General features: G+C 59.1%; 27 protein-coding genes and 1 pseudogene. 14 read left to right on the top strand and 14 right to left on the bottom strand.

Going from position 1 to position 25,175, the window contains the following annotated elements; genetic code table 11:
* Position 1: 1 nt before the first annotated feature.
* Positions 2 to 226: pseudogene (locus C4J87_RS18330) on the bottom strand (alpha/beta fold hydrolase); the annotation flags it as partial.
* A gap of 64 nt (positions 227 to 290) precedes the next feature.
* A complete protein-coding gene (locus C4J87_RS18325; RefSeq protein ID WP_124363864.1) occupies positions 291 to 1,214 on the bottom strand; it encodes a LysR family transcriptional regulator in 924 nt (307 codons plus the stop codon).
* Positions 1,215 to 1,263: 49 nt separating this feature from the next.
* On the opposite strand from C4J87_RS18325, the gene C4J87_RS18320 reads away from it, so the two are divergent.
* From C4J87_RS18320 to C4J87_RS18310, 3 genes are all read left to right on the top strand, one after another.
* Positions 1,264 to 1,578 (top strand): 3-phosphoglycerate kinase, encoded by a 315-nt coding sequence (locus tag C4J87_RS18320; RefSeq protein ID WP_124367909.1) that lies wholly within the window; start codon positions 1,264 to 1,266, stop codon positions 1,576 to 1,578.
* Between the two features lie 151 nt (positions 1,579 to 1,729).
* Positions 1,730 to 2,329, top strand: a complete 600-nt coding sequence (locus C4J87_RS18315; RefSeq protein ID WP_124367908.1) for an FMN-dependent NADH-azoreductase — start codon at positions 1,730 to 1,732, stop codon at positions 2,327 to 2,329.
* A gap of 202 nt (positions 2,330 to 2,531) precedes the next feature.
* Positions 2,532 to 3,395 (top strand): carboxylate/amino acid/amine transporter, encoded by an 864-nt coding sequence (locus C4J87_RS18310; protein ID WP_124367907.1) that lies wholly within the window; start codon positions 2,532 to 2,534, stop codon positions 3,393 to 3,395.
* On the opposite strand, the gene C4J87_RS18305 is transcribed toward C4J87_RS18310, so the two are convergent.
* The gene (locus tag C4J87_RS18305; RefSeq protein ID WP_124367906.1) at positions 3,388 to 3,705 is read right to left on the bottom strand and encodes a hypothetical protein; all 318 of its coding nucleotides are present in this window, start codon (positions 3,703 to 3,705) and stop codon (positions 3,388 to 3,390) included. The genes C4J87_RS18310 and C4J87_RS18305 overlap by 8 nt on opposite strands.
* Positions 3,706 to 3,853: 148 nt before the next feature.
* On the opposite strand from C4J87_RS18305, the gene C4J87_RS18300 reads away from it, so the two are divergent.
* Positions 3,854 to 4,219 carry a histone-like nucleoid-structuring protein, MvaT/MvaU family gene (locus C4J87_RS18300; RefSeq protein WP_124367905.1) on the top strand — a complete coding sequence of 122 codons (366 nt, stop codon included), beginning with the start codon at positions 3,854 to 3,856 and terminating at the stop codon, positions 4,217 to 4,219.
* 4 nt (positions 4,220 to 4,223) lie between these two features.
* Here the strand turns inward: C4J87_RS18300 and C4J87_RS18295 are convergent, their stop codons facing one another.
* Together C4J87_RS18295 and C4J87_RS18290 are read right to left on the bottom strand one after the other, a co-directional pair.
* Positions 4,224 to 5,285, bottom strand: coding sequence for an SDR family oxidoreductase (locus tag C4J87_RS18295; RefSeq protein ID WP_124367904.1), 1,062 nt, complete (start codon positions 5,283 to 5,285; stop codon positions 4,224 to 4,226).
* 132 nt (positions 5,286 to 5,417) lie between these two features.
* Complete coding sequence (locus C4J87_RS18290; RefSeq protein ID WP_124367903.1) at positions 5,418 to 6,230, bottom strand: DUF1206 domain-containing protein; 813 nt, start codon at positions 6,228 to 6,230, stop codon at positions 5,418 to 5,420.
* 107 nt (positions 6,231 to 6,337) lie between these two features.
* On the opposite strand from C4J87_RS18290, the gene C4J87_RS18285 reads away from it, so the two are divergent.
* Positions 6,338 to 7,099, top strand: coding sequence for a methyltransferase domain-containing protein (locus tag C4J87_RS18285; RefSeq protein WP_124367902.1), 762 nt, complete (start codon positions 6,338 to 6,340; stop codon positions 7,097 to 7,099).
* A gap of 139 nt (positions 7,100 to 7,238) precedes the next feature.
* Entirely contained in the window at positions 7,239 to 8,585 is a 1,347-nt protein-coding gene (locus tag C4J87_RS18280; RefSeq protein WP_124363855.1) for a DEAD/DEAH box helicase, read from the top strand.
* Positions 8,586 to 8,668: 83 nt separating this feature from the next.
* Here the strand turns inward: C4J87_RS18280 and C4J87_RS18275 are convergent, their stop codons facing one another.
* Positions 8,669 to 8,944 carry a hypothetical protein gene (locus C4J87_RS18275; RefSeq protein WP_124367901.1) on the bottom strand — a complete coding sequence of 92 codons (276 nt, stop codon included), beginning with the start codon at positions 8,942 to 8,944 and terminating at the stop codon, positions 8,669 to 8,671.
* A 156-nt stretch (positions 8,945 to 9,100) separates the two neighbouring features.
* On the opposite strand from C4J87_RS18275, the gene C4J87_RS18270 reads away from it, so the two are divergent.
* Positions 9,101 to 9,502, top strand: a complete 402-nt coding sequence (locus C4J87_RS18270) for a transcriptional regulator (RefSeq protein WP_124363853.1) — start codon at positions 9,101 to 9,103, stop codon at positions 9,500 to 9,502.
* A 41-nt stretch (positions 9,503 to 9,543) separates the two neighbouring features.
* On the opposite strand, the gene C4J87_RS18265 is transcribed toward C4J87_RS18270, so the two are convergent.
* From C4J87_RS18265 to C4J87_RS18255, 3 genes are all read right to left on the bottom strand, one after another.
* The gene (locus tag C4J87_RS18265) at positions 9,544 to 10,413 is read right to left on the bottom strand and encodes a DUF6279 family lipoprotein (RefSeq protein WP_124367900.1); all 870 of its coding nucleotides are present in this window, start codon (positions 10,411 to 10,413) and stop codon (positions 9,544 to 9,546) included.
* A 66-nt stretch (positions 10,414 to 10,479) separates the two neighbouring features.
* A complete protein-coding gene (locus C4J87_RS18260) occupies positions 10,480 to 11,202 on the bottom strand; it encodes a TorF family putative porin (RefSeq protein ID WP_124363851.1) in 723 nt (240 codons plus the stop codon).
* Positions 11,203 to 11,407: 205 nt separating this feature from the next.
* On the bottom strand, positions 11,408 to 11,587 hold the full coding sequence (locus C4J87_RS18255; protein WP_003193095.1) for a hypothetical protein: 180 nt from the start codon (positions 11,585 to 11,587) through the stop codon (positions 11,408 to 11,410).
* Positions 11,588 to 11,911: 324 nt separating this feature from the next.
* On the opposite strand from C4J87_RS18255, the gene C4J87_RS18250 reads away from it, so the two are divergent.
* From C4J87_RS18250 to C4J87_RS18240, 3 genes are all read left to right on the top strand, one after another.
* On the top strand, positions 11,912 to 12,748 hold the full coding sequence (locus C4J87_RS18250; protein WP_124367899.1) for a S1 RNA-binding domain-containing protein: 837 nt from the start codon (positions 11,912 to 11,914) through the stop codon (positions 12,746 to 12,748).
* 53 nt (positions 12,749 to 12,801) lie between these two features.
* Complete coding sequence (locus C4J87_RS18245) at positions 12,802 to 13,200, top strand: DUF2177 family protein (protein WP_124367898.1); 399 nt, start codon at positions 12,802 to 12,804, stop codon at positions 13,198 to 13,200.
* 197 nt (positions 13,201 to 13,397) lie between these two features.
* Positions 13,398 to 14,840, top strand: a complete 1,443-nt coding sequence (locus C4J87_RS18240) for an NCS1 family nucleobase:cation symporter-1 (RefSeq protein WP_124367897.1) — start codon at positions 13,398 to 13,400, stop codon at positions 14,838 to 14,840.
* On the opposite strand, the gene C4J87_RS18235 is transcribed toward C4J87_RS18240, so the two are convergent.
* Positions 14,752 to 15,951 (bottom strand): MFS transporter, encoded by a 1,200-nt coding sequence (locus C4J87_RS18235; protein ID WP_124367896.1) that lies wholly within the window; start codon positions 15,949 to 15,951, stop codon positions 14,752 to 14,754. The two genes, C4J87_RS18240 and C4J87_RS18235, sit on opposite strands and share 89 nt — an antisense overlap.
* A gap of 103 nt (positions 15,952 to 16,054) precedes the next feature.
* Here C4J87_RS18235 and C4J87_RS18230 point away from each other — a divergent pair, with 103 nt between their 5' ends.
* The 3 genes from C4J87_RS18230 to C4J87_RS18225 all read left to right on the top strand — a co-directional run bounded on the left by C4J87_RS18230 (position 16,055) and on the right by C4J87_RS18225 (position 19,690).
* The gene (locus tag C4J87_RS18230; protein WP_124367895.1) at positions 16,055 to 16,948 is read left to right on the top strand and encodes a LysR family transcriptional regulator; all 894 of its coding nucleotides are present in this window, start codon (positions 16,055 to 16,057) and stop codon (positions 16,946 to 16,948) included.
* A 143-nt stretch (positions 16,949 to 17,091) separates the two neighbouring features.
* Positions 17,092 to 17,214: a PA1414 family protein gene (locus C4J87_RS26470; RefSeq protein WP_017737772.1), complete on the top strand. Its 123-nt coding sequence runs from the start codon at positions 17,092 to 17,094 to the stop codon at positions 17,212 to 17,214.
* A 397-nt stretch (positions 17,215 to 17,611) separates the two neighbouring features.
* Complete coding sequence (locus C4J87_RS18225) at positions 17,612 to 19,690, top strand: FAD-dependent oxidoreductase (protein WP_124367894.1); 2,079 nt, start codon at positions 17,612 to 17,614, stop codon at positions 19,688 to 19,690.
* Positions 19,691 to 19,757: 67 nt separating this feature from the next.
* Here the strand turns inward: C4J87_RS18225 and C4J87_RS18220 are convergent, their stop codons facing one another.
* The 4 genes from C4J87_RS18220 to speB are packed head-to-tail and all read right to left on the bottom strand — an operon-like array spanning position 19,758 to position 24,129.
* Positions 19,758 to 21,140: a sodium:solute symporter gene (locus tag C4J87_RS18220; RefSeq protein ID WP_124367893.1), complete on the bottom strand. Its 1,383-nt coding sequence runs from the start codon at positions 21,138 to 21,140 to the stop codon at positions 19,758 to 19,760.
* Between the two features lie 23 nt (positions 21,141 to 21,163).
* Entirely contained in the window at positions 21,164 to 22,735 is a 1,572-nt protein-coding gene (locus tag C4J87_RS18215) for a cytosine permease (RefSeq protein WP_124367892.1), read from the bottom strand.
* A gap of 21 nt (positions 22,736 to 22,756) precedes the next feature.
* The gene (locus C4J87_RS18210; protein WP_124367891.1) at positions 22,757 to 23,179 is read right to left on the bottom strand and encodes a nuclear transport factor 2 family protein; all 423 of its coding nucleotides are present in this window, start codon (positions 23,177 to 23,179) and stop codon (positions 22,757 to 22,759) included.
* Complete coding sequence (speB, locus tag C4J87_RS18205; RefSeq protein WP_065909690.1) at positions 23,179 to 24,129, bottom strand: agmatinase; 951 nt, start codon at positions 24,127 to 24,129, stop codon at positions 23,179 to 23,181. The genes C4J87_RS18210 and speB overlap by 1 nt, the downstream gene beginning before the upstream one ends.
* A gap of 152 nt (positions 24,130 to 24,281) precedes the next feature.
* Here speB and C4J87_RS18200 point away from each other — a divergent pair, with 152 nt between their 5' ends.
* Positions 24,282 to 25,175, top strand: coding sequence for a LysR family transcriptional regulator (locus C4J87_RS18200; protein WP_124367890.1), 894 nt, complete (start codon positions 24,282 to 24,284; stop codon positions 25,173 to 25,175).

Raw genomic sequence — 25,175 nt, 5'->3', positions numbered from 1 at the left:
GTCAGTGATCCTGGGTAGTGGCATCGACGGAGTTTGGAAAGTCGAGCAGGGTAGCGTTAAAGACTTCGGGTTGGTCCAGGGGCGTGGCATGGCGGGAATCTTCAATCACCACCAGTCGCGCGTTGGGCAGCAGTTTTACATAGATTTCTTTGTGCGCCACGGGCGTGTAGTCGTGGTCGGCGTTGATGACCTGGGTTGGACAGGTGATTCTGGAGCGTTGTTCCTGCCGCCACAGCGCACTATCGCGTCGAGCTTGCGGAATTGAAAGCAGGCCATGGGTGAACTCCGTCTCAGGCTTGCCGAGGGGCCGCGAAGGGCGCGTCCAGCGGAGCGGTATCAAAGGTGCGCAACAATTCCACGAGGATCTGCGTCGCCGGGCCCAAGGGTTTGTCCTTGTTCGAATACAAATAGAACGTCGGATGGCGGCTGCCGCCCTGTTCCAGGGGCAGTTGCTTGAGCACGCCTTCGGCAAGTTCGCGCTCGATCATGTGCCGGGGCAACCAGGCAAAACCCAGGCCGCTGCCCACAAACGCGGCGGCGGTGGCCAGGCTGCCGACGGTCCAGCGCTGTTCGGCACCGAGCCACCCCACATCGCGCGGTTGCTGGCGGCCGGAGTCACGGATGACCACCTGCATCTGGCTTTCCAGGTCCTGGAAGCTCAACTCACGGTTCATGCGGTGCAACGCATGCTCGGGGTGGGCCACGGCGACGAATTCCACATCGCTCATTTCCGTGCCCAGGTAACCGGCGATGCTGAACCCGCAAATCGCCAGGTCGGCCACGCCTTCTATCAGCAGCTCTTCGACGCCGGAGAGCACCTCCTCACGCAAGCGCACCCGGCACCCTCGGCTCTGCGGCATGAATGCGGTCAGGGCGCGCACCAGGCGCGCATTGGGGTAGGCCGCATCCACGACCAGCCGCACCTCGGCTTCCCAGCCTTGTTCCATGTGATGGGCGAGGTCTTCCAGTTGACTGGCGTTTTTCACCAGTTGCCGCGAGCGGCGCAGCAGCACTTCACCGGCATCGGTGAGCACCGCCTTGCGCCCATCGATGCGCAGCAGCGGCACGCCGAGCTGGTCCTGCATGCGCGCCACGGTGTAGCTCACCGAGGACTGCGAACGGTGCAGCGCTTCGGCCGCCTGGGCGAAGCCGCCATGGTCGACCACGGCTTGCAACGTGCGCCATTGATCGAGGGTAACGCGGGGCGCTTTCAAGATGAGCTCCTCTTGTCCTAAGCTGGCGGTCCTTATTGGAGACTGCCGAATGAGAAAATTCTGTTGTGTGTTGCTGGCGCTGCTGCCGATGAGCGCGTTTGCCTATCCCATCGACGTGACCAAAAAGATCGAGGGTGTAAGCATCGATTACACCGCGTCCGATGTGGACGGCGATATCAGTTCGATTCAGCTCAACAACTACGGCACGACAGCGGCTGTGTGTTCGGTGGTCTTCACCAATGGCCCTGAAGCGCCGCGGCGTCGTACCGTCACCGTACCGGCGGGCAAAAGCACCAACACCACGGTCAGGTTCAACCGCGCGATCATCAAGATGCGCATTGCCCTGAGCTGCGCGCCGAAATAAAGCAAAAGCGGAGCATGCCCAAGGGAATACTCCGCTTATAAACAAATTTCTAGATGGGTTATAGCAGTTTTTTGTGCTTTTTAATCGAACGGGCCCTGGTTAATCTTTTCTCCATCGACTTACAGCATTTACCGATGGAGCCTACATAGCCATGTCCAACGTTCTGATCATCGAAAGCAGCGCTCGCCAGCAGGATTCGATTTCCCGCCAACTGACCCAGCAGTTCATCAACCAGTGGCAGGCGACTCATCCTGGCGATCGGATCACCGTGCGCGACGTGGCGCTCAACCCGGTGCCCCACCTCGATGCCAACCTGCTGGGCGGCTGGATGAAGCCCGCCGAACAGCGCAGCCCGATCGAGCAGGCATCCCTGGACCGCTCCAACGCATTGACCGACGAGCTGCTCGCCGCCGACGTTCTGGTGATGGCGGCGCCGATGTACAACTTCGCCATCCCCAGCACCCTCAAGGCCTGGCTGGACCATGTGCTGCGCGCCGGGGTTACCTTCAAGTACACCGCCACCGGGCCGCAAGGTTTGCTGACTGGCAAGCGCGCCATCGTGCTCACCGCCCGTGGCGGCATTCACACCGGCGCTGCATCGGACCATCAGGAACCGTACCTGCGCCAGGTCATGGCCTTTATCGGGATTCACGACGTCACCTTCATCCATGCCGAAGGCGTGAACCTGAGCGGTGACTTCCAGGAAAAAGGCCTCAACCATGCAAAGGCGCTGCTTGCCCAAGTGGCTTGATCCTTTAATCGCCAGATAATCCCCTGGTGTTTATCTAGGGCCACGCAATCCCTTCAAGTACGCGTACCGAACCTCCCTTTGCACTTGTGCTCCTGAGTGCTCCTGCCCGACTGCCGCTTTAGCGAGGTCGGGTTTTTTTTGCCTCGAGTTTCTTCAAACATCGAAAAGCTTTAATGTCGCGCCCATTCGAAACGAGGCGCACATGGGCTATCTACTGGTTGTTACCCTGATTCAGGCATTTTCCTTCAGTTTGATCGGCGAATACCTCGCCGGTCACGTCGACAGCTATTTCGCGGTGCTGGTGCGCGTGGTCCTGGCCGGGCTGATCTTCATTCCATTGACCCGCTGGCGCGCGGTGGAACCGGCGTTCATGCGCAGCATGCTGATCATTGGTGCGCTGCAATTCGGCGTGACCTACGTGTGCCTCTACCTGAGCTTTCGGGTACTCACGGTGCCGGAGGTGTTGCTGTTCACTGTCCTCACACCGTTGCACGTGACCCTGATCGAAGACGCGCTCAACCGGCGCTTCAACCCCTGGGCACTGGTCGCCGCGCTGGTGGCGGTGGCGGGCGCGGCGGTAATCCGCTTCGACCAGATCACGCCGCACTTCCTGATGGGCTTCCTGCTGCTGCAACTGGCCAACTTCACCTACGCCGCCGGGCAAGTCATGTACAAGCACTTGGTGGCGCGCTATCCAAGTGATCAGCCGCACTACCGGCGTTTCGGCTATTTCTACCTGGGCGCCTTGGTGGTGGTGTTACCGGCGTTCCTGCTGTTCGGCAAGGCGGACTTCCTGCCCCAGGCGCCGCTGCAATGGGGCGTGCTGGTGTTTCTGGGGCTGGTCAGCACTGCGCTGGGCATGTACTGGTGGAACAAGGGGGCCTGCCTGGTCAATGGCGGCACCCTCGCGGTGGTGAACAACCTGCATGTGCCGGTGGGGCTGCTGCTGAACCTGCTGATCTGGAACCAGCATGAGCCGCTGGGACGACTGGCCCTCGGCGGCCTGGTGATTCTGGCGGCGGTGTGGGTCAGTCGTTTGGGGATCAAGCCGGCGTCGCTTACATAGCAGCGAGAGACGTGTGCCACGCTGAATAGGGCGTGTTTTTCACCTGACATTGATTGAAGTCGGGTGAACCGTCATCCCACCAGACGGGCCCGCGCTCACCCAGATCAACCTTGGCCTTTTGAACCTTCGCCCTCGCGCTTTTCAGCTGGCCCTCATCACCTGACGCTTTGGCGGTTTTTACTTCACGACGCGCATCCATCAGTTCGTTAACCAAACGCTGCCGAACGTCTGAGGGTAGTAAAGGATTACTGCACCGCCAGAGTTTGCCATTGACTAGGAAATAGCGGCCATCGGGCGTCGTTGGATACATCAATGGGCGTCTCCTACTCTTATACTCAATGACCTTGTTCCGTTACCTGGGATTCAATTTATTAATAGGGCGTACGCTTACAGTTCTATCAGGTCATGCTCGGGGCTTTTTTGGTGTAACGTAACAACACATCTAGAAGAGGTTTCCAATGTCCAAACTCGCAGAATTCCGCCAGCTCGAAAAACACCTCGCCGAACAGCTCCAGGCCCTTGAAGCTTTGAAGGGCGATGCCGGCCTCAAGAAAGAAATTGAATTCGAAACGAAGCTGCGCGATTTACTCGCAAAATACAGCTACAGCCTGAAGGACGTTATCAACTTGCTTGATCCACAAGCAGGGCGTCGCGCTCCAGCCGTCGAATTCAAAGTCGGCAGCCGCAAGCCACGCCAGTTGAAAGTTTATAAAAACCCTCATACCGGTGAAGTCGTCGAAACCAAGGGCGGCAATCACAAAACGCTAAAGGCTTGGAAAGCAGAACATGGCTCCGCGACTGTTGAGTCCTGGCTGGCGAAGTGACGACCTAAGGTATCAAGTGCATATCGCGTAGTTTGTCGAACACGTCGAAAAATGCTTGATCGCTCGCCTGGTAGGCGGTAAAGCCCATGGCACGGCTTTTCGACATATCCGTGACAACTTCAATGGGGCGACCAAGGTCTGCATCCGTGTGCCACGGGGACACCAGGCGACCTATATCGGGTTCTTTCAGGCCGTGTTCCGCGACCATTTGCGCCCATACGGCTTGGTCGTTAGCCATCTGCTTTTCAAGAGGTGAGAGTGACGCGGGATAATCGGCCGCAGACAGGGCGAAATAGTCGGCAATTCGGCCCCACATCCATTTCCAACGGAATACATCGCCATTGGTGACGTTGAATGCCTGATTGGCCGCAGCCGGCGTGGTGGCCGCCCACAGTTGTTGTTTCGCCAACTGCCGTGCGTCCGTCATATCGGTGAGGCTGTCCCACTGCACTTTTGATCCGGGAAACACAAAAGGGCGATGGGTTTGTTTGCAAATCGAAGCATAGACGGCGAGGGTGGTTGCCATATTCATCGCGTTGCCTACCGCAACCCCGGTGACGGTATGCGGGCGATGAACGCTCCACGTGAAGCCGTCCTTTTCAGCGGCGGCGAATAGTTCGTCTTCCTGGGCGTAGTAGAAATTTTCGATATCCAGACGACCCTGTTCTTCGCGAAACGGTGTTTGCGCAAGGCTGCCCTTACCATACGCTTCGAACGGGCCGAGGTAATGTTTCAGGCCAGTAACCAGAGCCACGTGCTCAACGCTCTTGGCTGGGCGAATGGCGGTGAGCACGTTGCGTACCATGGCGGCATTAACGCGAATGTTCTCGGCCTCCGTGGCTTGCCGTGACCATGTAGTAATGAACACATGAGTGGGTCTCAAATCCGCCAGCGCCTGTTGCAGCGAAGCTGGATCCTGAAGATCTGCCGCGACAGGGATAACACCTTGCGCTTGCGACGGGTGCCTCGACAGCGCGGCGACCTGCCAGTTGTTCTCGATTAGTAACTGAGTGATGGCGCTGCCGACGATTCCGCTGGCGCCCACGACTAAAGCTGTCTGGCTCATACGTTTCTCCTGGATTTAGGTTTGGGAGTCCGCCTGAGCAACAGAGGTTCAACCTGAACCTGAACCGGATCCGCATTGAGCTGCACGGCACAAGGTAGAACTGGACTAACCATTCGCTGAGCCGGCACGGAACTACGGCCTCGGCACCCCCGGAACATCCATATTGATCTTGCGCCAGAAGGCTTCAGAGAAGCTGTACGCCGAGAACGCAATAAGCCCCAAGGCCATCACCATCAACATCAGCCATCCAACTGGAAGATTCTGCAGTGCGTCCAGGGCTTCTTTCATGCCCGGCGGATTCATGGCTTGATAAGTGGAACCGCTGACTGCCAGCAGCAATGCGATCTCTATAAAAACTACTCCACGGGCAATCAGACCGAACCGCGACACTGGGCGGACGTACTGCATGACGTCTTCATCGGCCTCAAAATATTTCTCGAACGAGGCTTTCCACCCCTTGATGATATGAGCAATACCCACACCCAGCGGAACGAGTGCGATCAGGTACACCAACACATTCGAGTGATCCCATGACAAGAGATGCGCCAGCCAGTCTTTGGTCTGCCCGCTGGAATTACCCGAGCTTTTAATGCCGCTAATAAGCAGGCTCAATGCAAAGAGCGCGAGAGCGCCGTTAACCATACCTCCCGCTAACAGACCCGCGCGAATCACCAAGCCTTTAAGTTCCTTGCCATGATGGTCGACATCACGCGTAGCTTGCAGAACGCGCCAAGCCGCAAATGCGAGTAGGCCCGCCACCACAAGCCCAACGAGAAAATAGCCGAAGGGTTGGCTAAGCAGTGCTTCCAGGCTCTTGTGGCTGTCTTTCGGCTTTGTCGAATCTTGTGCTGCCAGCAGTGCGAAGATGCCGATGATCAAATACAGCACGCCCCGAGCGGCGTAGCCTCCCCGAGCGAGTATTACCAGGCCTTGTTGTGCGGACATTCGATGTATTCCCGAGCTTTGATACAAAAGCAGACCCCTCTCGTTGGGTGGGGTTCTATTAACAACAAGCGTCCGTCAGACTCTGGGCTGAATGTCGGAGCCAAGATATGAACCCTGCCAAGCGTGACTTCACCAAACAACTTCTTATTGATGCAGGAATACGTGAGGGGATGCGTGTTCTGGATGTCGGCTGCGGAACGGGGGACGTTTCCTTCCTGCTAAGCACTCTGGTCGGCGAGACTGGCGAAGTCGTCGGGGTTGATCACGATGATAATGCGCTTGCTACAGCACGCAAACGCGAGGCATCCGCTAAGTACCCTGTGCCCAATTTCATTCAAAGCGGGTTACTCAACCTGACTGAATCTATTGGCATGTTCGACGCCATCGTGGGCAGACGAGTGCTCATGTACCAGGCAGATACCGTGGCCACCGTCAGCGCACTGGTCAAGCATCTTCATCCAGGCGGGGTAATGGTGTTCCAGGAGCATGATACGACGATGGTCCCAGCCAGCATTGACGCCTTCCCCCTGCACAGAACGGCTCAAGGCTGGATACAGCAGATGATCGCGCGCGAAGGCGCCGACTTGCATATCGGCTTTAACCTGCACGGTATCTTCACCACTGCCGGATTGTGTGTCGCGGATGTGCGTGCCGAATGCGTCGTACAAACCCCTGATACACCTTACGGCCTGAGCTACATCGTACTTGCCTGCTTGCCACGCATAGTCGCGCTGGGGGTTGCGACACCCGACGAGGTCAACATTGAAACGCTGGAACAACGTCTGGACGATGAGCGAAGCCAGTCAGGCGGAATATACGTCGGGGACGTAATGTTCGGGGCATGGGCCTATAAGCCGGGGCAGTCTTGATCCCAGGCACCTCGGTATGGAGAAAAATGCTGACAAAAAAACAGCTGATTGGCCCTGTTCGCGTAAAGAAACTCGGTTTGGACGCCCGAAACCGGTACCCTATGCAGCTGATATTTTGTATTTCTTCGAGGTAGCACCCGTGTTTTCCCAATTCGCCCTGCACGAACGCCTGCTCAAAGCCGTGGCCGAGCTTAAATTTGTCGAGCCTACGCCTGTGCAAGCAGCGGCCATCCCGCTCGCGCTCCAAGGGCGTGACCTGCGGGTGACGGCGCAAACCGGTAGCGGCAAGACCGCTGCGTTCGTCCTGCCGATTCTCAACCGCCTGATCGGTCCGGCCAAAGTTCGCGTCAGCATCAAGACCCTGATCCTGCTGCCGACCCGCGAGCTGGCCCAGCAGACCTTGAAGGAAGTGGAGCGCTTTTCGCAATTCACCTTCATCAAGTCCGGCCTGATCACCGGCGGTGAAGACTTCAAGGTCCAGGCCGCCATGCTGCGCAAGGTGCCGGACATCCTGATCGGCACCCCAGGGCGCATGATCGAGCAACTCAATGCCGGCAATCTCGACCTCAAGGAAGTCGAAGTGCTGGTGCTTGACGAAGCCGACCGCATGCTCGACATGGGCTTTGCCGACGACGTGCAACGCCTGGTGGCCGAGTGCGTCAACCGCCAGCAGACCATGTTGTTCTCCGCCACCACCGGCGGCTCGACCCTGCGCGAGATGGTCGCCAAGGTCCTGAACGATCCCGAGCACCTGCAGGTCAACAACGTCAGCGATCTGAACGCGACCACACGTCAGCAGATCGTCACCGCTGACCACAACGTGCACAAGGAACAGATCCTCAACTGGCTGCTGGCCAACGAGACCTACCAGAAGGCGATCGTGTTCACCAACACCCGCGCCGCTGCCGACCGTATCTACGGCCGCCTGGTGGCGCAGGAATACAAGGCGTTCGTGCTGCACGGCGAAAAGGACCAGAAGGATCGCAAGCTGGCCATCGACCGCCTCAAGGCCGGTGGCGTGAAGATCCTGGTCGCCACCGACGTCGCCGCGCGCGGCCTTGATGTGGATGGCCTGGACCTGGTGATCAACTTCGACATGCCGCGCAGCGGCGACGAATATGTTCACCGTATTGGCCGTACCGGGCGTGCTGGCAACGATGGCCTGGCCATCTCGCTGATCTGCCACGGCGACTGGAACCTGATGTCGAGCATCGAGCGCTATCTGAAGCAATCGTTCGAGCGCCGCACCATCAAGGAAGTCAAAGGCACCTACACCGGGCCGAAGAAGGTCAAGGCGTCGGGCAAGGCCGTCGGCGTGAAGAAGAAAAAGACTGACGCCAAGGGCGACAAGAAGAAAGCCGGCGCCAAGTCGCCGACCAAGCGCAAGATCGCCAACCGGCCGAAGACCGACAACCTGTCGCTCGTCAGCAAGGACGGCATGGCCCCGCTCAAGCGCCGCAAGCCGGAAGCACCCGCTGCCGAGTAAGGCCTGCGCAATATGAAAAAACCGGACATTGTCCGGTTTTTTTATGTGCTCAGCTTGATGGCTCCCATGCTCCGCGCCACGCTTCATTCATTTAGTCTGGCAGCGGCTTCCTTCAACTCTTTGAGCCGGGCATCGATCAACTGGCATTTGTCGGGAAATTGCGCGCTTTCGGTGTCCAGATCCATCTTCTGCAACTGGTCATTCATCTCCTTGGCTTTGGCAGGGTTCTGCTCAGTGAGCCGGCTCACTTCCTTGGCCAGCGCCTCACGCTTGGCGGTGGCCTCTTCGGGCGTGCAGGCCCAGGCGGGCAGGGCGCCCAGCAGCGTGGCGGCAATAGCCAGGTTCATCAGGGTTTTCATGGTTCGGACCTCCTTGGCGATGATGTTCGGTTGAGGGGGCAAACGTCTGGAAAGTTCAGGGAAATGACGGCCCGTCCATCCAGCTGAACGGCCAGCGCGCGGGCGGGTCACTAGTTTTGACGGGCTAATTTTTCTACGCCTGCAGGAGGAATCAGGATGACGACTTACAACTGGGATCTGATCGAGCGGCTGTTGCACGAAGTGCAAAACGGCGAGGGCAGCTTTGCTCCCCGCAAATACGCTGAGCAGGAAGCCGCCGAGAAGGCCACGGCGGGCGAGCCCACCGGCAATCTGGATGCGTTGAAGAAGACCGCCGCCGATTATGAAGCGCTGTTGTTCAAGCGCGGGTTTATTGAATCGCGTCCGGAGGAAGAGGGCGGCAATGGTGAGAATTTCATTCTGACCCCGCGAGGAGCAAGCCTGCTCTCGCTGATCGATAGCTCAATCCCGGGGGAGAACCACCCGCGTCATGTGCTGGACCAGCAAGACGACGCGCTGGATGAACAAACCTTTGATCGTGTCGCGTCCGAGGCGGCTATTGCCGGTGGTGCGATTTAGCGTTCACGCGTCAGTGGTAGCGGGTGTGCCCGCTTCCACGTTTATTGGGAAGGAGTGGCCTTCAGGCACTTCAGCGCCTTGAAGTCGCTGCGCACGGCGTCGATTTTCTGAGTCAGCTTCAGCCGTTGCTGCGCGGTGCTTTCAGCCATCAGGTCAACGATCAGGCTGCGCGCGGCGGCTTCGGTCTGTGCGTAGGCGCTGCGATACTCCGGGGTCCACAGGCTTTCACGGTCGACCAGCAGTTGCTGCATCCTGCGCGGGAAATCGGCGCTTTGGCGTTGCTGCAAGGCGTCGATGAATTGAGCCTGCCAGCGGGCGCGGTTGCCGATCCACTCGGTGTTCTGATCGCCCAACGCGACGGACCACGCTGTCACCCGATTCTGCTGGCGGGAACTGAGCGGGCCGATCCAGGCGTCCAGGCGCTTGCTCATGCGTTCGGCACGTTCCTTGATCTGCTGGGGCAGTGGCGGCTTGAGGTATTCGTCCTGGCGTTTGCGCAGGTCTTTGGCCAGGGCTTCGTTCATCTCCTTGACCTGTTGGTCATCCAGACCTTGCAGCAATTGCACCGCAGTCGGGGTGATTTCACGCGCAATCTCGCCGATGGCCTGCTTGGCTTCGACGGTACGGGTTTGCAAGGCGGCGTCCGTGACCTGATTGCTGTCGACCATCGTTTGCAAGCGGTCCAGCCAATCCAGGTAACCCGGCAATTGCGTGGTGCAATGCCATGCCAGGTGCTGCTTGAGGCTGTCGTTGAACCAGCTCTTTTGCCCGGCATTCATGTCCAGGTAGTCGTTGAGTGTCCAGGGGATGATCACATCGAGATTGCGGTAGGCCAGGCCTACGCGGTTGCAGCCGGCGAGCGCCAGGCTCAGGGTCAGCAATAACGCCAGGAATTTGAGCCGACGCAACATGGGCGGGTCCTTGCACGGATGGGGTTAATGCATGTGAACCTGCGGCGAGGGCGACAGTTCAGCCCATCAATAAAACGATCGCACGGCCTTCAAGGTCAACAGCCCATCACATTGCGAATTGTGTCCGGAGTAGGCCGAACAATCCCCGCCGCTGAGGCTGGAGTCGCTGTAGATCAAGTCCAGGTCAATACCTTTCCATTCCCGGGAGAACTGTACCGACCAGTCGCTGAACGTGCGGATGGAGCCGTTTTCCACCGAAACCGGGGTGCCCAGCTGATGGGTGGTGTACTTCATACTGACCCCGATGCCGAAAGGCTGGGTACCGCCAAGGTCGGCAAACAGGGTGCTGTCCTGGCGGTCGGGGTCGTTGCTGAAGGAGGCGCCAAAGCGGTTGCCCAACAGGTTCAGGCCACCGTAGAACTCCTGGCTATCCAGGGGGCTTAGCTTGGGATAGCTGTAGTGGATCAGGCCGACTTCGTAGCCCAGGGTCTGGTCGAAAGGGTGTTTGAAACCCATGTAGGAATCGATTTCGAGCGTGCTCTTGGAGGACAGGTCCATATTCGGCGAGAACTGCCCGAAATACACGCCGCTGTCGTGGCTCAAGTCCAGGCCGCCGTGGAACGAGTCGCTGCCGGGCGCGGTGGGCTTGACCAGACCCTGGGCCATGCTGCGGCTGGGCGTGGTGCCCAATTTAAGGTCGAAGTCGCCCAATTCGCGCTGGAAGATCTGCGCTTGGGCAAGCGGACTGGCGATTAACGCAACGATCAGAAACGTGCAGGGTTTGAACATGCTTCACTCCATGAAAAGCGAGGAGCAGTAACGAAAAATCAGGCGGATGCCCGTGCTAGACGTGTGCAAGGATACCGGCGAATGCGCGCAGATGAGGCCCGTTCGTCGTTTTTGCGCAATAAAGGGTGAAGCAGAGGGTGTTTCGGGCTCTAGTCCTAGCGCCTTGAAGGCAAGACGCTTAGGGACCAGGTGCGTTGCGCAGGTGTTACTTCTTGCCCAGGCTGATCTGCTTGGACGGGCCGAAAGTCTGGCCGCTTACGCCCTTGGCAATTTGCTGGATTTCGCCACCGGACTTGAGAAACGCAGCAATCTGGCTGTTGATCGATTCGCTGGTTTCAACGGCGGGAGCTGGCTTTGCTTTGCTGTTGGATGCTTTTACACGCATGGCGGCCACTAACCTGTAGAAAATTAACTTGGCCAGGCATCGTACAGGAAATACTTGACAATTGCTTGGCAAATATCCCTCAAACATTAACGTAGCGTCTGGAAACGCGCCGAACTTGGTCGACGATTTAATCGGCTAACTTACTGTTTTAACTCGAAAGCTTGTGATGACGGGGCGTTGGCGACCGGTAAAATTTGTAGGAATGATCAGACGAGCGGGGCGGTGCCACTGTAGCGCCACGTCAGCCTGCGGATTTTTCAGGCGCGCGGGCGTGCCTGACACAAACCGGGTAGAATACCGCCCACGCAATGAGGGTATCTGGAAATGGCTTTAGTCGGGCGCTACAACAGCTTGCAAGTGGTTAAACACACTAACTTTGGTTTGTACCTGGATGGTGCGCAGGACGGTGAAATCCTCTTGCCTAATCGGTATATCCCCAAAGATATTCCCAGTGAAGATGAAGACTGGCTTAACGTTTTCATTTATCTGGACAGCGATGACAAACTTATCGCCACCACTGAAAAACCCAAAGTTCAAGTGGGCGAGTTTGCCAGTTTAAAAGTGGTGGAAGTCAACAGTATCGGCGTTTTCCTCGATTGGGGGTTGCCAAAAGACCTGTTGCTGCCCTACTCAGAAGAAAAGCGTCAGTTGAGCGCCGGTGAGTATTGCGTAGTGCATGTCTACCTCGATAAGCACACCAGGCGCATCACCGCTACCGCGCGGCTTGACCGCTACCTGGACAAAACGCCGGCCAGTTACCAGGTGGGCCAGGAAGTCGACCTGCTGGTGGCCGAAGCCACGGACATGGGCTTCAAGGCGATCATCAACAACAAGCACTGGGGCCTGATCCACAAGAACGAGGTGTTCAAGTTCCTGCGCCCAGGCAAGGAAGAGAAAGGCTTTATCAAGGAGATCCGCGCCGATGGCAACATCAGCCTGAGCTTGCAGCCGGTTGGCCAGGAAGCGGCGTCCAGCCTCAACTCGAAGATTCTTGCCAAGTTGCGTGACAACAACGGCACCTTGCCGGTCAGTGATAAAAGCGATCCTGCTGTGATCAGCAACTTGTTTGGCGTGAGCAAAGGCAACTTTAAAAAGGCCATTGGTGCGCTCTACAAACAGGGGCAGATTGTGATTCATGCGGACCGCATTGAACTAAGCTGAGTGCGGTTTGCTCTGCTGTAGGAGCACGCTCGCTCCTGCAGTGGACCGGTAAAATGACGAAGAAAACGCTGTTTGCCTATCTTGGCACCCTGTTCGCCTTCCTGGTGCTCGACGGCCTTTGGCTCGGCGTCCTCATGGGGCCCACCTATAAAAGCCTGCTCGGCTCGCTGATGCTCGACCAGCCGCGCCTGTTGCCGGCCGTTGTGTTTTATCTGCTCTACGTCCTCGGTTGCGTGGTGTTCGTGGTCTTGCCCAGCGCCAGCTGGCAACGCGCTGCGCGTTTGGGCGCCTTGCTCGGGTTGGTCGCCTATGGCACTTACGACCTGAGCAATTGGGCCACGCTGCAAGGCTGGTCTGCGGGCTTGGCGGTGATGGACATGGCGTGGGGCACGGTTCTGACAGCGATCTGTTGCACCGTCGGCTACCTGTGTGCACAACGGGTGCGCCAGTGATTGTGTACAGGATTGCCGTGCACCGTTGCTGCGCATATCCCTAATAGCTAAACTTTGATAATTCCTTTGGAGCGCCGTTCCACGGGGATTGTGTGCCATTGGCACGCATCCTGCTGAATGCCTCGTATACAACCCATGTAGCCGACCGTATGCATGCCGCTACGTCAGCGCAGGGCGATATTTCGAGGAGTCCAGCGATGACTGAACAATTGCCCAAAGGCTACAGCCCACGGCTGTACAACCAGGACCTGGGCCCACTGCCGCAAAAGTGGACCTGGTACAACATCTTCGCCTTCTGGATGAGCGATGTGCACAGTGTCGGCGGCTACGTCTTCGCCGCCAGCCTGTTTGCCCTGGGGCTGGCGAGTTGGCAGGTGTTGATCGCCTTGCTCGCAGGTATCTGCATTGTGCAACTGATCGCCAACCTGGTGGCCAAACCCAGTCAGCAAGCGGCGGTGCCTTACCCCGTGATCTGCCGGCTGGCATTTGGCGTGTTTGGCGCGAATATTCCTGCGGTGATCCGAGGCCTGATCGCGGTAGCGTGGTACGGAATTCAGACGTACCTGGCGTCGAGTGCCTTGATCATCGTGGTGCTGCGCTTTTTCCCGTCGATGGCGGTGTATGCCGAGCCGCATTTTGCGGGTTTGTCCTACCTGGGCTGGTTCGGCTTTCTGAGCTTATGGGTATTGCAGGCCGCCGTGTTCTGGGCGGGCATGGAGTCCATCCGCCGCTTTATCGACTGGGCCGGCCCGGTGGTGTACGCGGTGATGTTTGTCCTGGCCGGCTGGATTGTCTGGAAGGCCGGCTGGGCGAATATCAGCTTTACCCTGGCGGAAAAATCGCTGTCGGGCTGGCAGGCGTTCGGCCAGGTAATCGTGGCGACGGCGCTGGTGGTGTCGTACTTCTCCGGGCCGACCTTGAATTTTGGTGATTTCAGCCGCTACTGCCGCAGCATGCAGGACGTGCGCCGTGGCAATTTCTGGGGGCTGCCGGTGAATTTCCTGGCGTTCTCCCTGGTCACCGTGGTGATTGTCTCGGGCACCCTGCCGGTGTTTGGCGAAATGCTGCATGACCCGATTGCCACCGTGTCGCGTATCGACAACAGCATGGCCGTCCTGTTGGGTGCCTTTGCGTTTGTCACCGCCACCATCGGTATCAATATCGTCGCCAACTTTGTCTCGCCCGCGTTCGACTTCGCCAACATTGCGCCAAGCAAAATCAGTTGGCGCGCAGGGGGGATGATCGCGGCGGTGGCATCGATCTTTATCACGCCATGGAACCTGTTCAATAACCCGCTGATGATCCATTACACCCTGGATATCCTCGCCGCATTTATCGGACCGCTGTTTGGCATCCTGCTGGTGGATTTCTACCTGGTCAAAAAGCAGCGCATCGACGTGGATGCGCTGTTCGATGACAGCCCGAGCGGGCGTTATTACTTCGATGGCGGTGTGAACTGGACGGCGGTCAAGGCTTTGGTGCCGGCGACGTTGATGGGCGTGGCGATCACCTTCACGCCGGCGTTGCAGGGCATGGCCAATTTCGCCTGGTTTACCGGATGTTTACTGGGCGGGCTGTTTTTTCTGGTGCTGACGCGGCGCGAGCAGGTCCGCGTACCGACCCCTGTGGTCGCCGGCTGATCAATACGCTGCCCGCCACCAACAGGCCGCAACCGGCAATCACCAACGCCGGTTGCAGGCTGCCGCTCCAGTGGCTGCTCACGGAAGCCAGCAGCGGGCCGCTCAATTGGCCGATCGCAAAGCTGGCGGTCAACAGTCCGGTGTTGCGTTGATAGCCATTGGGCGCTACCTCGCGCAAGCGTGCCATCACCAACTGCATGCAGGCCAGAAACGGCGCACCGCACAGTAACACCCCCAGCGCCAGCCCCCAGCCATTGCCCAGCAGGCAAGTGAACACGCCAGCGGCTTGCAGCCATAGCGTGGTCATCAGCCAGCGCCGGGTGGTGTTCGGGTCCTTGCGGCGCAGGCTGGCAATCACCACGCCCGTTGCGGCGGCCAGGCCGAAACAAGGCCAGAACAAGTCGGCCTGCCAGGCGCCTTTGAACTGCGCGCTGGCCATCTGCGACAGGAAGGTGGCCGGAATGATGTAGCCCAGGCCGTACAGGAAGTAGATCCAGCCTAAGTGCGCAATGCTGCTGTTATTGCCGGTGCTGGGGGCGGGTGCAACCGACGCGCTCGGTTTCGGCAAGAAGGGCAGGATGGCCAGTAGCATCACCAGTGCCACTGCGCCATACACCAACCACAGCGTCGCGGAGCTTTGTCCCAGCAGGTTGGAGCCCAACGCCAGCAAACCCGTCAGCAAAATCCCCACCCCCGGCCCCGCAAATACCAGCGCTCCGAGGCGCGGCCTGCCAGCGGCAATCGCCAGTGGCTGGCTCAGGCTGGTGATCATCACCAGGGCCCAGGCGCTGGCGACACCGGTGCCGAAACGCAGCAACAGGTGCGGCCAGAACCCGTGGGCCCAGTATGACGCCAGGGTCAGCAGCACGCAGAGCCACAGGCCACCGTACAAGCGCCCCTTAATATGATAATGACTGCGAGCGAATATCGAGTCCACGGCACCCACGAAGTAACCCAGGTAATTGGCGGCCGCGATCAGCCCCGCGCCGGTCAGGTCGATCTGGCCTTCGCTGAGCAGATGCGGCATCTGCGGGGTGAGGGCAAAGCGGCCGATGCCCATGGCCATCATCAGGGCGACAAAGCTGGCGGTTAAGCGAATCAGCGGTGACATGGTCAGGTGTCCTGCAATAAAGCGAAGACCGTCAGGCTAAAGCGGATTGACTTTCTGTAAAAATGAATAATAGTGATGAACTTGTTCAGTTTTGGAGAAAGGTATGGAGTTCAGTCAACTGCGCATCTTCCAGGCGGTGGCGGAGGAGGGCTCCATTACCCGCGCCGCCGAGCGCCTGCACCGCGTGCCGTCGAACCTGTCGACTCGGCTCAAGCAGATGGAAGAACAGCTCGGCGTCGAGCTGTTTGTGCGGGAACGCCAGCGTTTGCAGCTGTCTCCTGCGGGTAAAGTGCTGTTGGACTACAGCAGCCGTCTACTGGCGCTGCACGACGAAGCCCACGGCGCCGTTCAGGGCGGGCAACCGGCCGGTGATTTTGTACTCGGCAGCATGTACAGCACGGCAGCGATTCACTTGCCGAAACTGTTGGCGCGTTATCACAAGGCCTACCCGAGGGTGAACCTGCAGGTGCAATCTGCGCCGAGCGGCGAGCTGCTCGAAGGCTTGATCACCGGACGGCTGGATGCGGCGCTGGTGGATGGCCCGCTGGCCCTGGCCACGCTGGACGGCGTGCCGCTGTGCGAAGAGCGCCTGGTGATCATTTGCGAAGCCGACCACCCGCCAGTACGCGGCCCCCAGGACGTCGCCGGCCGCTCGGTATTCACGTTCCGCCGCAGCTGCGCTTATCGCACCCGCCTGGAACGCTGGTTTTCCCACGATCGCGTGGCCATGGGCCGGGCCATCGAGATTGAGTCTTACCAAGGCATGCTCGCGTGTGTCATCGCCGGTTCCGGCGTGGCGTTGATGTCTGAATCGATGCTCGACAGTCTGCCAGGCAAGGACAGCGTGTCCGTTCATCCGCTGACTGGGCCTTTTGCCACTGCTACCACCTGGTTGATGTGGCGAAAGGGTATGCTCGGCGCTAACCTCAATGCATGGATCGAGCTGCAGCAGTCGGACCGGACAGAGTGCTTGCAAGACAGGCGTGAAATTGCTTGAACGATCCGACAGGATCCAGATCCATTCAGTAATAGTTCGTTGTGCTTTCGCACAAGCAATACGTAAGACTTAGCGCTACTATCAATGTAGGAAACGGCGACAGAACAGGCGCCTACTCGCATTACCCTCAAAGGGGGCAAATCATGAAAGAGAAAATTCAAACCTGGCTCCATGACCTTGGCGTTGCGCTGGGCTTGATCGAGCCTCCGCTGCAGCCGGTACCGATTCGTACCGATGATGAGCAACGCCGCCCTCGTCGGCGCTGATCCCAAGCCAACCCAGGATTCGTGTGGGAGCGGGCTTGCTCGCGATGCGGTGAGTCAGTCGATAGATAGTTGACTGGTTTACCGCATTCGCGAGCGAGTCCGCTCCCACATTTGTTTGTGTCAGGTGTGAAAAGCGGTTACGCCACCTGGCTCCTTCACTTTCAACTGTCGGAATTGGACCACTCGTACGTCAGAATTGGCTGGCTTACTCATTTTTCAGGATGAGCGTAGGTTGAATTCCGTTACGGAGCCATGCTCATGGTTCATGGGCTGTTGCAACGCTTATGGAACGACCCATAAAGCTATCGGAATAGAAAAGCGCCTGCTTCCGTAACTCCAAACTTTAGAAAGCCTCTCTGCGAGGCGTGACTAAGTCAGAGTTATTGGAGACAACGCTATGACGCGCTCTTCCGTTCCGCCAGTCGCCGCATCCCTGATCGCCACACTTGAAAGCATTTTGCATATCGCGCCGGTGTCCAGAGCCTGGAAGGCTAACGCTCCCAGCAACATCGTGTTTCTCCCCCTGACAATAAACAAACAGGCATTGCTCACACAGATCGGGCTTTTGCGTCCATCAACGATCGTTGTTGGGGACCAGGCCATGGATGCAGACGTCATAGACCTGTGGCGTACAGCCCACCCATTCGGAAACCTCCATCTGATACGCAGAGGTACGAGTCTGGATAAGGTGCAACTGGATCTGTGCGCATCCAGCGGCATTCAAGTGGTCAACACGCCTGGGGTCAACGCGCCGCACGTCGCGGCTTATATGGTGCACTGGCTGACACTCGCCGACGGTTCGCTACCCCGTGACATCTGCGTACTGGGATATGGCAATGTCGGTCAGGAACTCGTCAAGTTACTGCTTGAACGAGATCCGCAAGTTCGAATCAAGGTATTGAGCCGATACCGTCTGGCGCCTGAAGGGAACGTAGTACAAGGCAGTCGAGTGTCATTTGTGGTGGACTGGTTGGAGGCGATGAGAGGGGCCAGTGCAGTCGCCCTCTGCTTGTCTTTGACGAATGACTCTACTCATCGCATTGACCGCGCTCTTATTCAATGTATGCACCCGCAGGCCCGCCTGGTTTGCGTCGCCAAACCGGACGTCTTCAGCGATGACGCTTTGCAGACCCTGGCGCAAGCCGAGGGCATCCAGCTTGTATTGGACTATGGGCCGGTAACACTGGACGCGTTTCGAGTGCGCACGCAAAAGCTCGGTTGCAGTGTCTTTACATGGCGCAACCCGGCGACGCTGACTGCGCAGGCGGCCACTACCGAAGGCTGCCAGTGCGATCTGGACTATGCGGTCTCCATTCAACTGAGCTTGACGGCCTTGCGCGGCGTCGTCAGGCGCAAACTTGCGCAGCCATTGACGATCCCCTCTCAACAGATAGACCCCCAGGCGCCACGCGTATCGATCATCGGTAGAGGGATTAACGGCCTGTTCCAAGCCGTGATGTTTCGCCTGGCGAATTATCAGGTCGACGTGTACGGCGGCAACCGGCAGTGCGACGGCGCCAGTCACAAGCACGTAAACATGCGTCATCTGTCAGCGACGGAGACAACGGCAAAACCGTTGCATAACCCGTTCCTGTTGTCAGGAAACCAGCATCTGGCCGTTGAGTGCAATCGAGCAGGCATCGAACTGTTTGAAAAAATTTTGGCCGATAACCCATCGCTGGCACCCTGTGCACGCGCGCGGATTGTAAGAGCCTATAGGGACGATGCCACTGAGGTAGAGGGCGCGATCCGCGAGCAACGCGATATCCAAAGAAGGCCTTGGCCGAGCGGTAAACCGGGAAGTGAAGTCGCAGAGATCAGCCAACGGCAATTCCAGGCAAGTTATGGCGTCCCTGGCGTCGGTCGGGCCCTGGAAGTATCGGGTTATGAGGTAGGGTTTAATGATCTGACGCGTGAGTTAGAGCGGCTGTTGCAGCGTTCGGGGGTTCAATTTCGGCCCCAATATCTTAATGCGGTACAAATTGCCGAGCTAAGTAAAGATCACTTTGTCGTCACTGCCATGGGCGTAGAGGAACCTAATGTCATCGCGGTCATTGGCTGGTTTTTCAAACTGTGCGCCAAAGATAATGAAGGGGCCGAAATGTGCGGACTCAAGCTGCAGTACGATTTACCCATTGGGGTCATGAATTGCCGCCTGGACGGGGATTACATTCTGATCTCCGGCGGGCAGGTTGCGCCTGGATCGACATTGGAGCACAAGGAACACGTACTCGAGGCGTGCCTTGCCGCGGTATCTCGGCACTTTCCACGGTCCTACCGCAATGCGGTCGAAAAGGGCGACCTGCAAATAATCGAATGTGCCAGGCCGGGTACCTCAGATGGACTCTCGATAGTGCATTGGTCCGCCCACCATCAAATCGCGGCCGGGGGAACCTATGCAGGGGGCACCACACAGGGATTGGTATGGGCCTCTTTGGTTCAGGAAACGATTCAGGCCAGAGCGCATGAACGGTGAATGATAAAAAACCGGTGCGACATCCGCTGTCGCACCCGCTGAGGGAACCGCTCTAAAGCTGTTTACCTCAAGCCGCCCCCGCCACCACCGCCCCCGGTTTACGCGACAACACACTCACCAGCACAAAACTCACCAACGCCACCGCGAGGCTGTAGTAAATCGGGGTGTTTGCGTCCAGCCCATCCTTGAACATGAATACCAACGCGGTCACGAAACCCAGCGTCATCGAGGTGATCGCCCCGCAGGTGGTTGCACGCTTCCAGAAAATCGCGCCGATCAGCGGGATCAGCATGCCGCCTACCAACAGGTTGTAGGCCAGGGTCAGGGCGCTGATCACATCGTTCACCACCAGTGCGATACCCAGCACCGCTATCCCGGTCAGCAGGGTGAACAGGCGGTTGACGCCCAGGCCCGACTGCTTGCCACCGCGCACGCGTGGCAGCAGGTCTTCGGTGAGCACGGTAGAGGCGGCGAGCAACCCGGCGCTGGCGGTTGACATCATTGCCGCCAGGGCAGCGGCAATCACCAGGCCACGAATGCCGTCCGGCAGGGAGGCTTTGACGATGGCGGCGAACGCGTTGTTGACGTTATCCAGGTCCGGGATCAGCACATGCGCGGCCATGCCGATCAATGCGCACGCCAGGCCGTAAAGAATGCAGTAGAACCCGGCGAACGTGCCTGCGTACCGGGCGACTTTTTCGTCGCGGGCGGTGAATACGCGCTGCCAGATATCCTGGCCAATCAGGATGCCGAAGAAGTAGATCATGAAGTAAGTGATGATCGTGTCCCAGCCGATCGCGGTGAAGCTGAAGCTCGAGGCCGGCAGCCTGGCCACCAGTTCGTCCCAGCCGCCGACGCGGTACAGGCAGATCGGCAGCAGGATGAACATCAGCCCGACGGTCTTGATCACGAACTGCACGATATCGGTCAGGGTCAGCGACCACATGCCGCCAATCGTCGAATACACCACGACCACGCCACCGCCCAGCAGCACCGAGATCCAGAACGGCAGGCCGAACAGCACCTGCAGGACGGTGCCGATCGCGAGGATCGAGGTCACCACGACCATCAGCGCGTAGGTCAGCATGATCACCGCGCTGGCTTGGCGCGCCATGGGGTTGTAGCGTTTTTCCAGGACCTGGGTGACGGTGAAGATTTTCAGTTTCAATAGCGGCTTGGCCAGGAACAGGTTCAGCGCAATGATCCCCGTGCCCAGCGCGGCGCACAGCCAAAAACCGGAAATGCCGTGCACATATCCCAGGCGCACGGTGCCAACGGTAGAGGCACCACCCAGCACCGTGGCGGCCATGGTGCCCATATAGAGAGACGGGCCGAGGTTGCGCCCGGCGACCAGGTAGTCTTCGTGGGTCTTGGCGCGGCGCATGCCGTAGTAGCCGAGCACGAGCATGCCAGCGGCGTAGACGAGTACGACGAATAAATCCAAAGCCATGACGGCGAGTCTCCGATTATTTTTTATTGTGCAGAAGGCGCTTGCTGTGGCGAGGGAGCTTGCTCCCGTTCGACAGCGAAGCTGGAGCCGGCTTTTTCAGGACCGCTTCGCAGTCCAGCGGGAGCAAGCTCCCTCGCCACAAACGTCGGCCCATAGACGGCAGCCGGTTCCGGAAACAGCCGCAGCAGGCTCAGGTACACCACCGAGGCCAGGCCCAGCGTTACCGGCAAGCTGATGTCGATGCCCTCGGCCAGGTTGCCCAGCGGCCCGACGAACTGCCCCGGCAGGTTGACGAAGCACAGGCCCACCAGCGCGCTCGGGATCCAGGCCCCCAGCCCGCGCCAGTTCCAGCCATGGCTGAACCAGTAGCGGCCGCCGGTTTCGCCACGGGTGAACACCTGCAGGTCATCCGGGCAATAAAAGCCTCGGCGTACGATCAGGCCGATGATCATCATCACCATCCATGGGGTGGTGCAGGTGATGATCAGCACGGCGAAGGTCGACACGCTCTGCACCAGGTTGGCGGCGAAACGTCCGATAAAGATGAAGGCAATCGACATTACCCCGATCAGCAGCGTGGCCTTGACCCGTGACAGCAGGCGTGGAAACACGCTGGACATGTCCAGCCCGGTGCCATACAGCGAGGTGGTGCCGGTGGACATGCCGCCGATCACCGCAATCAGGCACACCGGCAGGAAGAACCAGCTCGGTGCCACCGCGAGCAAGCCGCCCACATAGTTGTTGCTGGCGATGTAGTCCGGTGCCTTGACCGCCACGATGGTCGCGGTAGCCAGGCCGAACAGGAACGGAATCAAAGTGGCAACTTGAGCCAGGACCACCGCCAGCATGATTCGGCGCTTCGGGGTGTGGCGCGGGATGTAGCGCGACCAGTCGCCGAGGAACGCGCCGAAGGAAATCGGGTTGCTCATAGCCACCAGCGCGGCGCCGATAAACGCCGCCCAGAAGCCGCTCTGGCCGAGGGCGACGCTGCCGGCGAATTGGCTGTCGAAGGCCGGCGCAAAGGCGAAGATCCCCAGCAGGAACAACAGGCTCGCGGCCCACACCGCAATCCGGTTGACCCACAACATGAAGCGAAACCCGTAGATGCACACCGTCAGCACCAGAAGGGCGAAGACGCCGTAGGCCAGGCCCAGGGTCAGGTCGGATTCCGGCAGGCCGATCAGACGTTTCGCACCACCCACCAGCGCATCGCCTGAACTCCACACCGACAGTGAGAAGAAGGCAATCGCCGTCAGCAACGACAGAAACGAGCCGACAATCCGCCCATGCACGCCGAAATGCGCGCCGGAAGACACGGCGTTGTTGGTACCGTTGATCGGCCCGAACAGGCCCATGGGCGCCAGGATCACCGCGCCCACCAGCACGCCCAGCACAATCGCCCAGACCCCGGCCTGGAACGACAGGCCGAACAGCACCGGGAACGCGCCCAGCACGGCGGTGGCAAAGGTATTGGCACCGCCGAAGATCAGCCGGAACAGATCCCTAGGGGCGGCGGTGCGTTCGTGGTCGGGGATCTGTTCGACCCCGTTGGTTTCTATGGTGCGAATACTGTTTTGGTTGTTTTTATTATTCATGATCAGCTCCGATCACATTGGCTAAGGGGGCGGCAGCCCTTCCGGCATAGCGGACAAATGTTCGTGACAGGCCAGCCACAGACCTTGTTGTTGTTCTGTGCGCGACCCTTGCCGTGTGAAGACGATGGTCTCGCGTTCCTGGCTGAAGTGATGCTCCCCGTTCATGCGCAGCTCGGTGGCCACGTCATGCATGAAAATCGCCACGTCACCGTGCAGGCTGACAACGGCGTTACTCGAGGTGCACGACAGCACCTCGAACCCCTCGCCCCGGCGCCAGCTGTCCCACAACACTTGGTAGGCATCGCGGCTGAGCAGTGGCTGGGGGAGGGTATGGAACACAAAACTCGCATCGGCCGTGAACGCGCCGAAGTAAGCGGCGCGGTCGTTGCGAGCGAAGGCCGAGACCAGCGCGGCCGCTGCCTTTAGCACCGCTTGCGCGTCCATCAGCGATGTGCCACGCCGGGCAGTACGCAGAGCATCTCGTACAGCAGGTTGGCGCCGAGCAGTGAGGTATTGCCGGTGGTGTCGTAGGGCGGCGAAACTTCCACCAAATCACAACCAATCAAGTCCAGGCCCTGGCAGCCACGGATAATCTCGATCGCCTGAATGGTGGTCAGCCCGCCGATTTCCGGGGTGCCGGTGCCAGGCGCCCAGGCCGGGTCGATGCCGTCGATGTCAAAGCTCAGGTACACGGGCCCGCCGCCGACTTTTTCGCGCACTTCGGCCATCAACGGCGCGAGGGAGTGGTGCCAGCATTCTTCCGCCTGAACCACACGAAAGCCCTGTTTGCGGCTCCAGTTGAAGTCTTCGGCGGTGTAGCCCTGGGCGCGCAGGCCGATCTGCACCACCCGGTCGCAATCGAGCAAACCCTCTTCCACGGCGCGGCGGAAGGTGGTGCCGTGGGCGATTTTTTCGCCGAACATATGGTCGTTGACGTCGGCGTGGGCATCGATGTGCACCAGCCCGACCTTGCCGTGTTTCTTGTGGATGGCCCGCAGGATCGGCAGGGTGATGGTGTGGTCGCCGCCCAGGGTCAGGGGAATGACGTCGTGCTCGAGGATTTCATCGTAGGCCTCTTCGATGATGCGCACGGCGTCGAGCAGGTTGAAGGTGTTGATCGCCACATCGCCGATGTCTGCAACCGACAGCGAATCGAACGGCGCCGCACCGGTGGCCATGTTGTACGGGCGGATCATCACCGATTCGGCGCGGATTTCACGCGGGCCGAAGCGGGTGCCGGCGCGCAGCGAGGTGCCGATGTCCAGGGGCACGCCGACAAACGCGGCGTCCAGGCCCTTGGCCGTTTGCAGGTGGGGCAGGCGCATCATGGTGGCGATGCCGGCGAAGCGCGGCATTTCGTTGCCGCCCAGTGGTTGGTGGAAAATCTTGTCCACGGGATTGCCTCATCGTTGTTGTGGTTATCTGGGGGCCGATTCTGCGAAATACATGGAAACGAAAGAATCGCCACGGGCAAATACTTAGTTCAGATTTTTCTAAACTAAAGCCTGGGGTAGACTGCGCTGCTTGAGCTGAATCCGGAGAACCCATGGCCAACGCCTTGCCCGACCTGAAACTCCTGCGCATCTTCGTCAGCGTCGTGCGCCACCAGGGGTTCGCCAATGCCCAGCACGAACTCAACCTGTCGACGTCAGCCATCAGCACCTACATGAGCCAGCTGGAAGCGGCGCTGGGCCTGGTGCTGTGCCACCGCGGGCGGGGCGGCTTCAGCCTGACCAGCAAGGGCGAGCTGTTTCATCAGGAAACCTTGCGTTTATTGGCCGAGCTGGAAGGCTTCGAGCAATATGCCGCCGCGTTGAAGGGCGAGTTGCGCGGCACCCTCAAGCTCGGTGTGCTCGACTCCACCGTCAGCGATAAAGCCCTGCCGTTCGCCGAGGTGATTGGCGCCTACAGCCTCGAACATCCGGCGGTACATTTGCATCTGTCGGTGTTGAGCCCTTATGAACTGCAACTTGGGGTGCAGGACAATCGCCTGGACCTGGCCATCGGCGCATTCTCCAACCGCATGAGCGGGCTGATCTATATGCCGTTGTACCGCGAGCAGCACTGGCTGTATTGCAGCACCCGGCACCCGTTGTTCAACGAGCGGCGCATCCCCGAGCAGGTCATCACCCAGCAGCGCATGGTCGGGCGCGGCTACTGGAGCCAGGCCGAACTGGCGCGCCATGGCTTCAAGCACAGCGCCGCGACGGTGGAAAGCATGGAGGCGCAACTGATCCTGGTGCTGTCTGGCGCCTACATCGGCTATTTACCCGAGCACTACGCGCAAGCCTGGGCCGACAAGGGCGACCTGCGCGTGCTGCTGCCGGCGACCTTTGGCTACCAGGCGCCGTTTTCGATGATCATGCGTCGGGGGCGCAGCCGCGAGCCGCTGATCCAGACCTTCCGCGATTTACTCAAAGCCCAGCTCAACCAGGCCTGA

The sequence above is a fragment of the Pseudomonas sp. R1-43-08 genome (assembly GCF_003852255.1).
In the GTDB taxonomy this organism is placed as follows: domain Bacteria; phylum Pseudomonadota; class Gammaproteobacteria; order Pseudomonadales; family Pseudomonadaceae; genus Aquipseudomonas.
The sequence above is the reverse complement of the archived record's forward strand: the minus strand, read 5'-3'. Positions and strand labels throughout refer to the sequence as shown.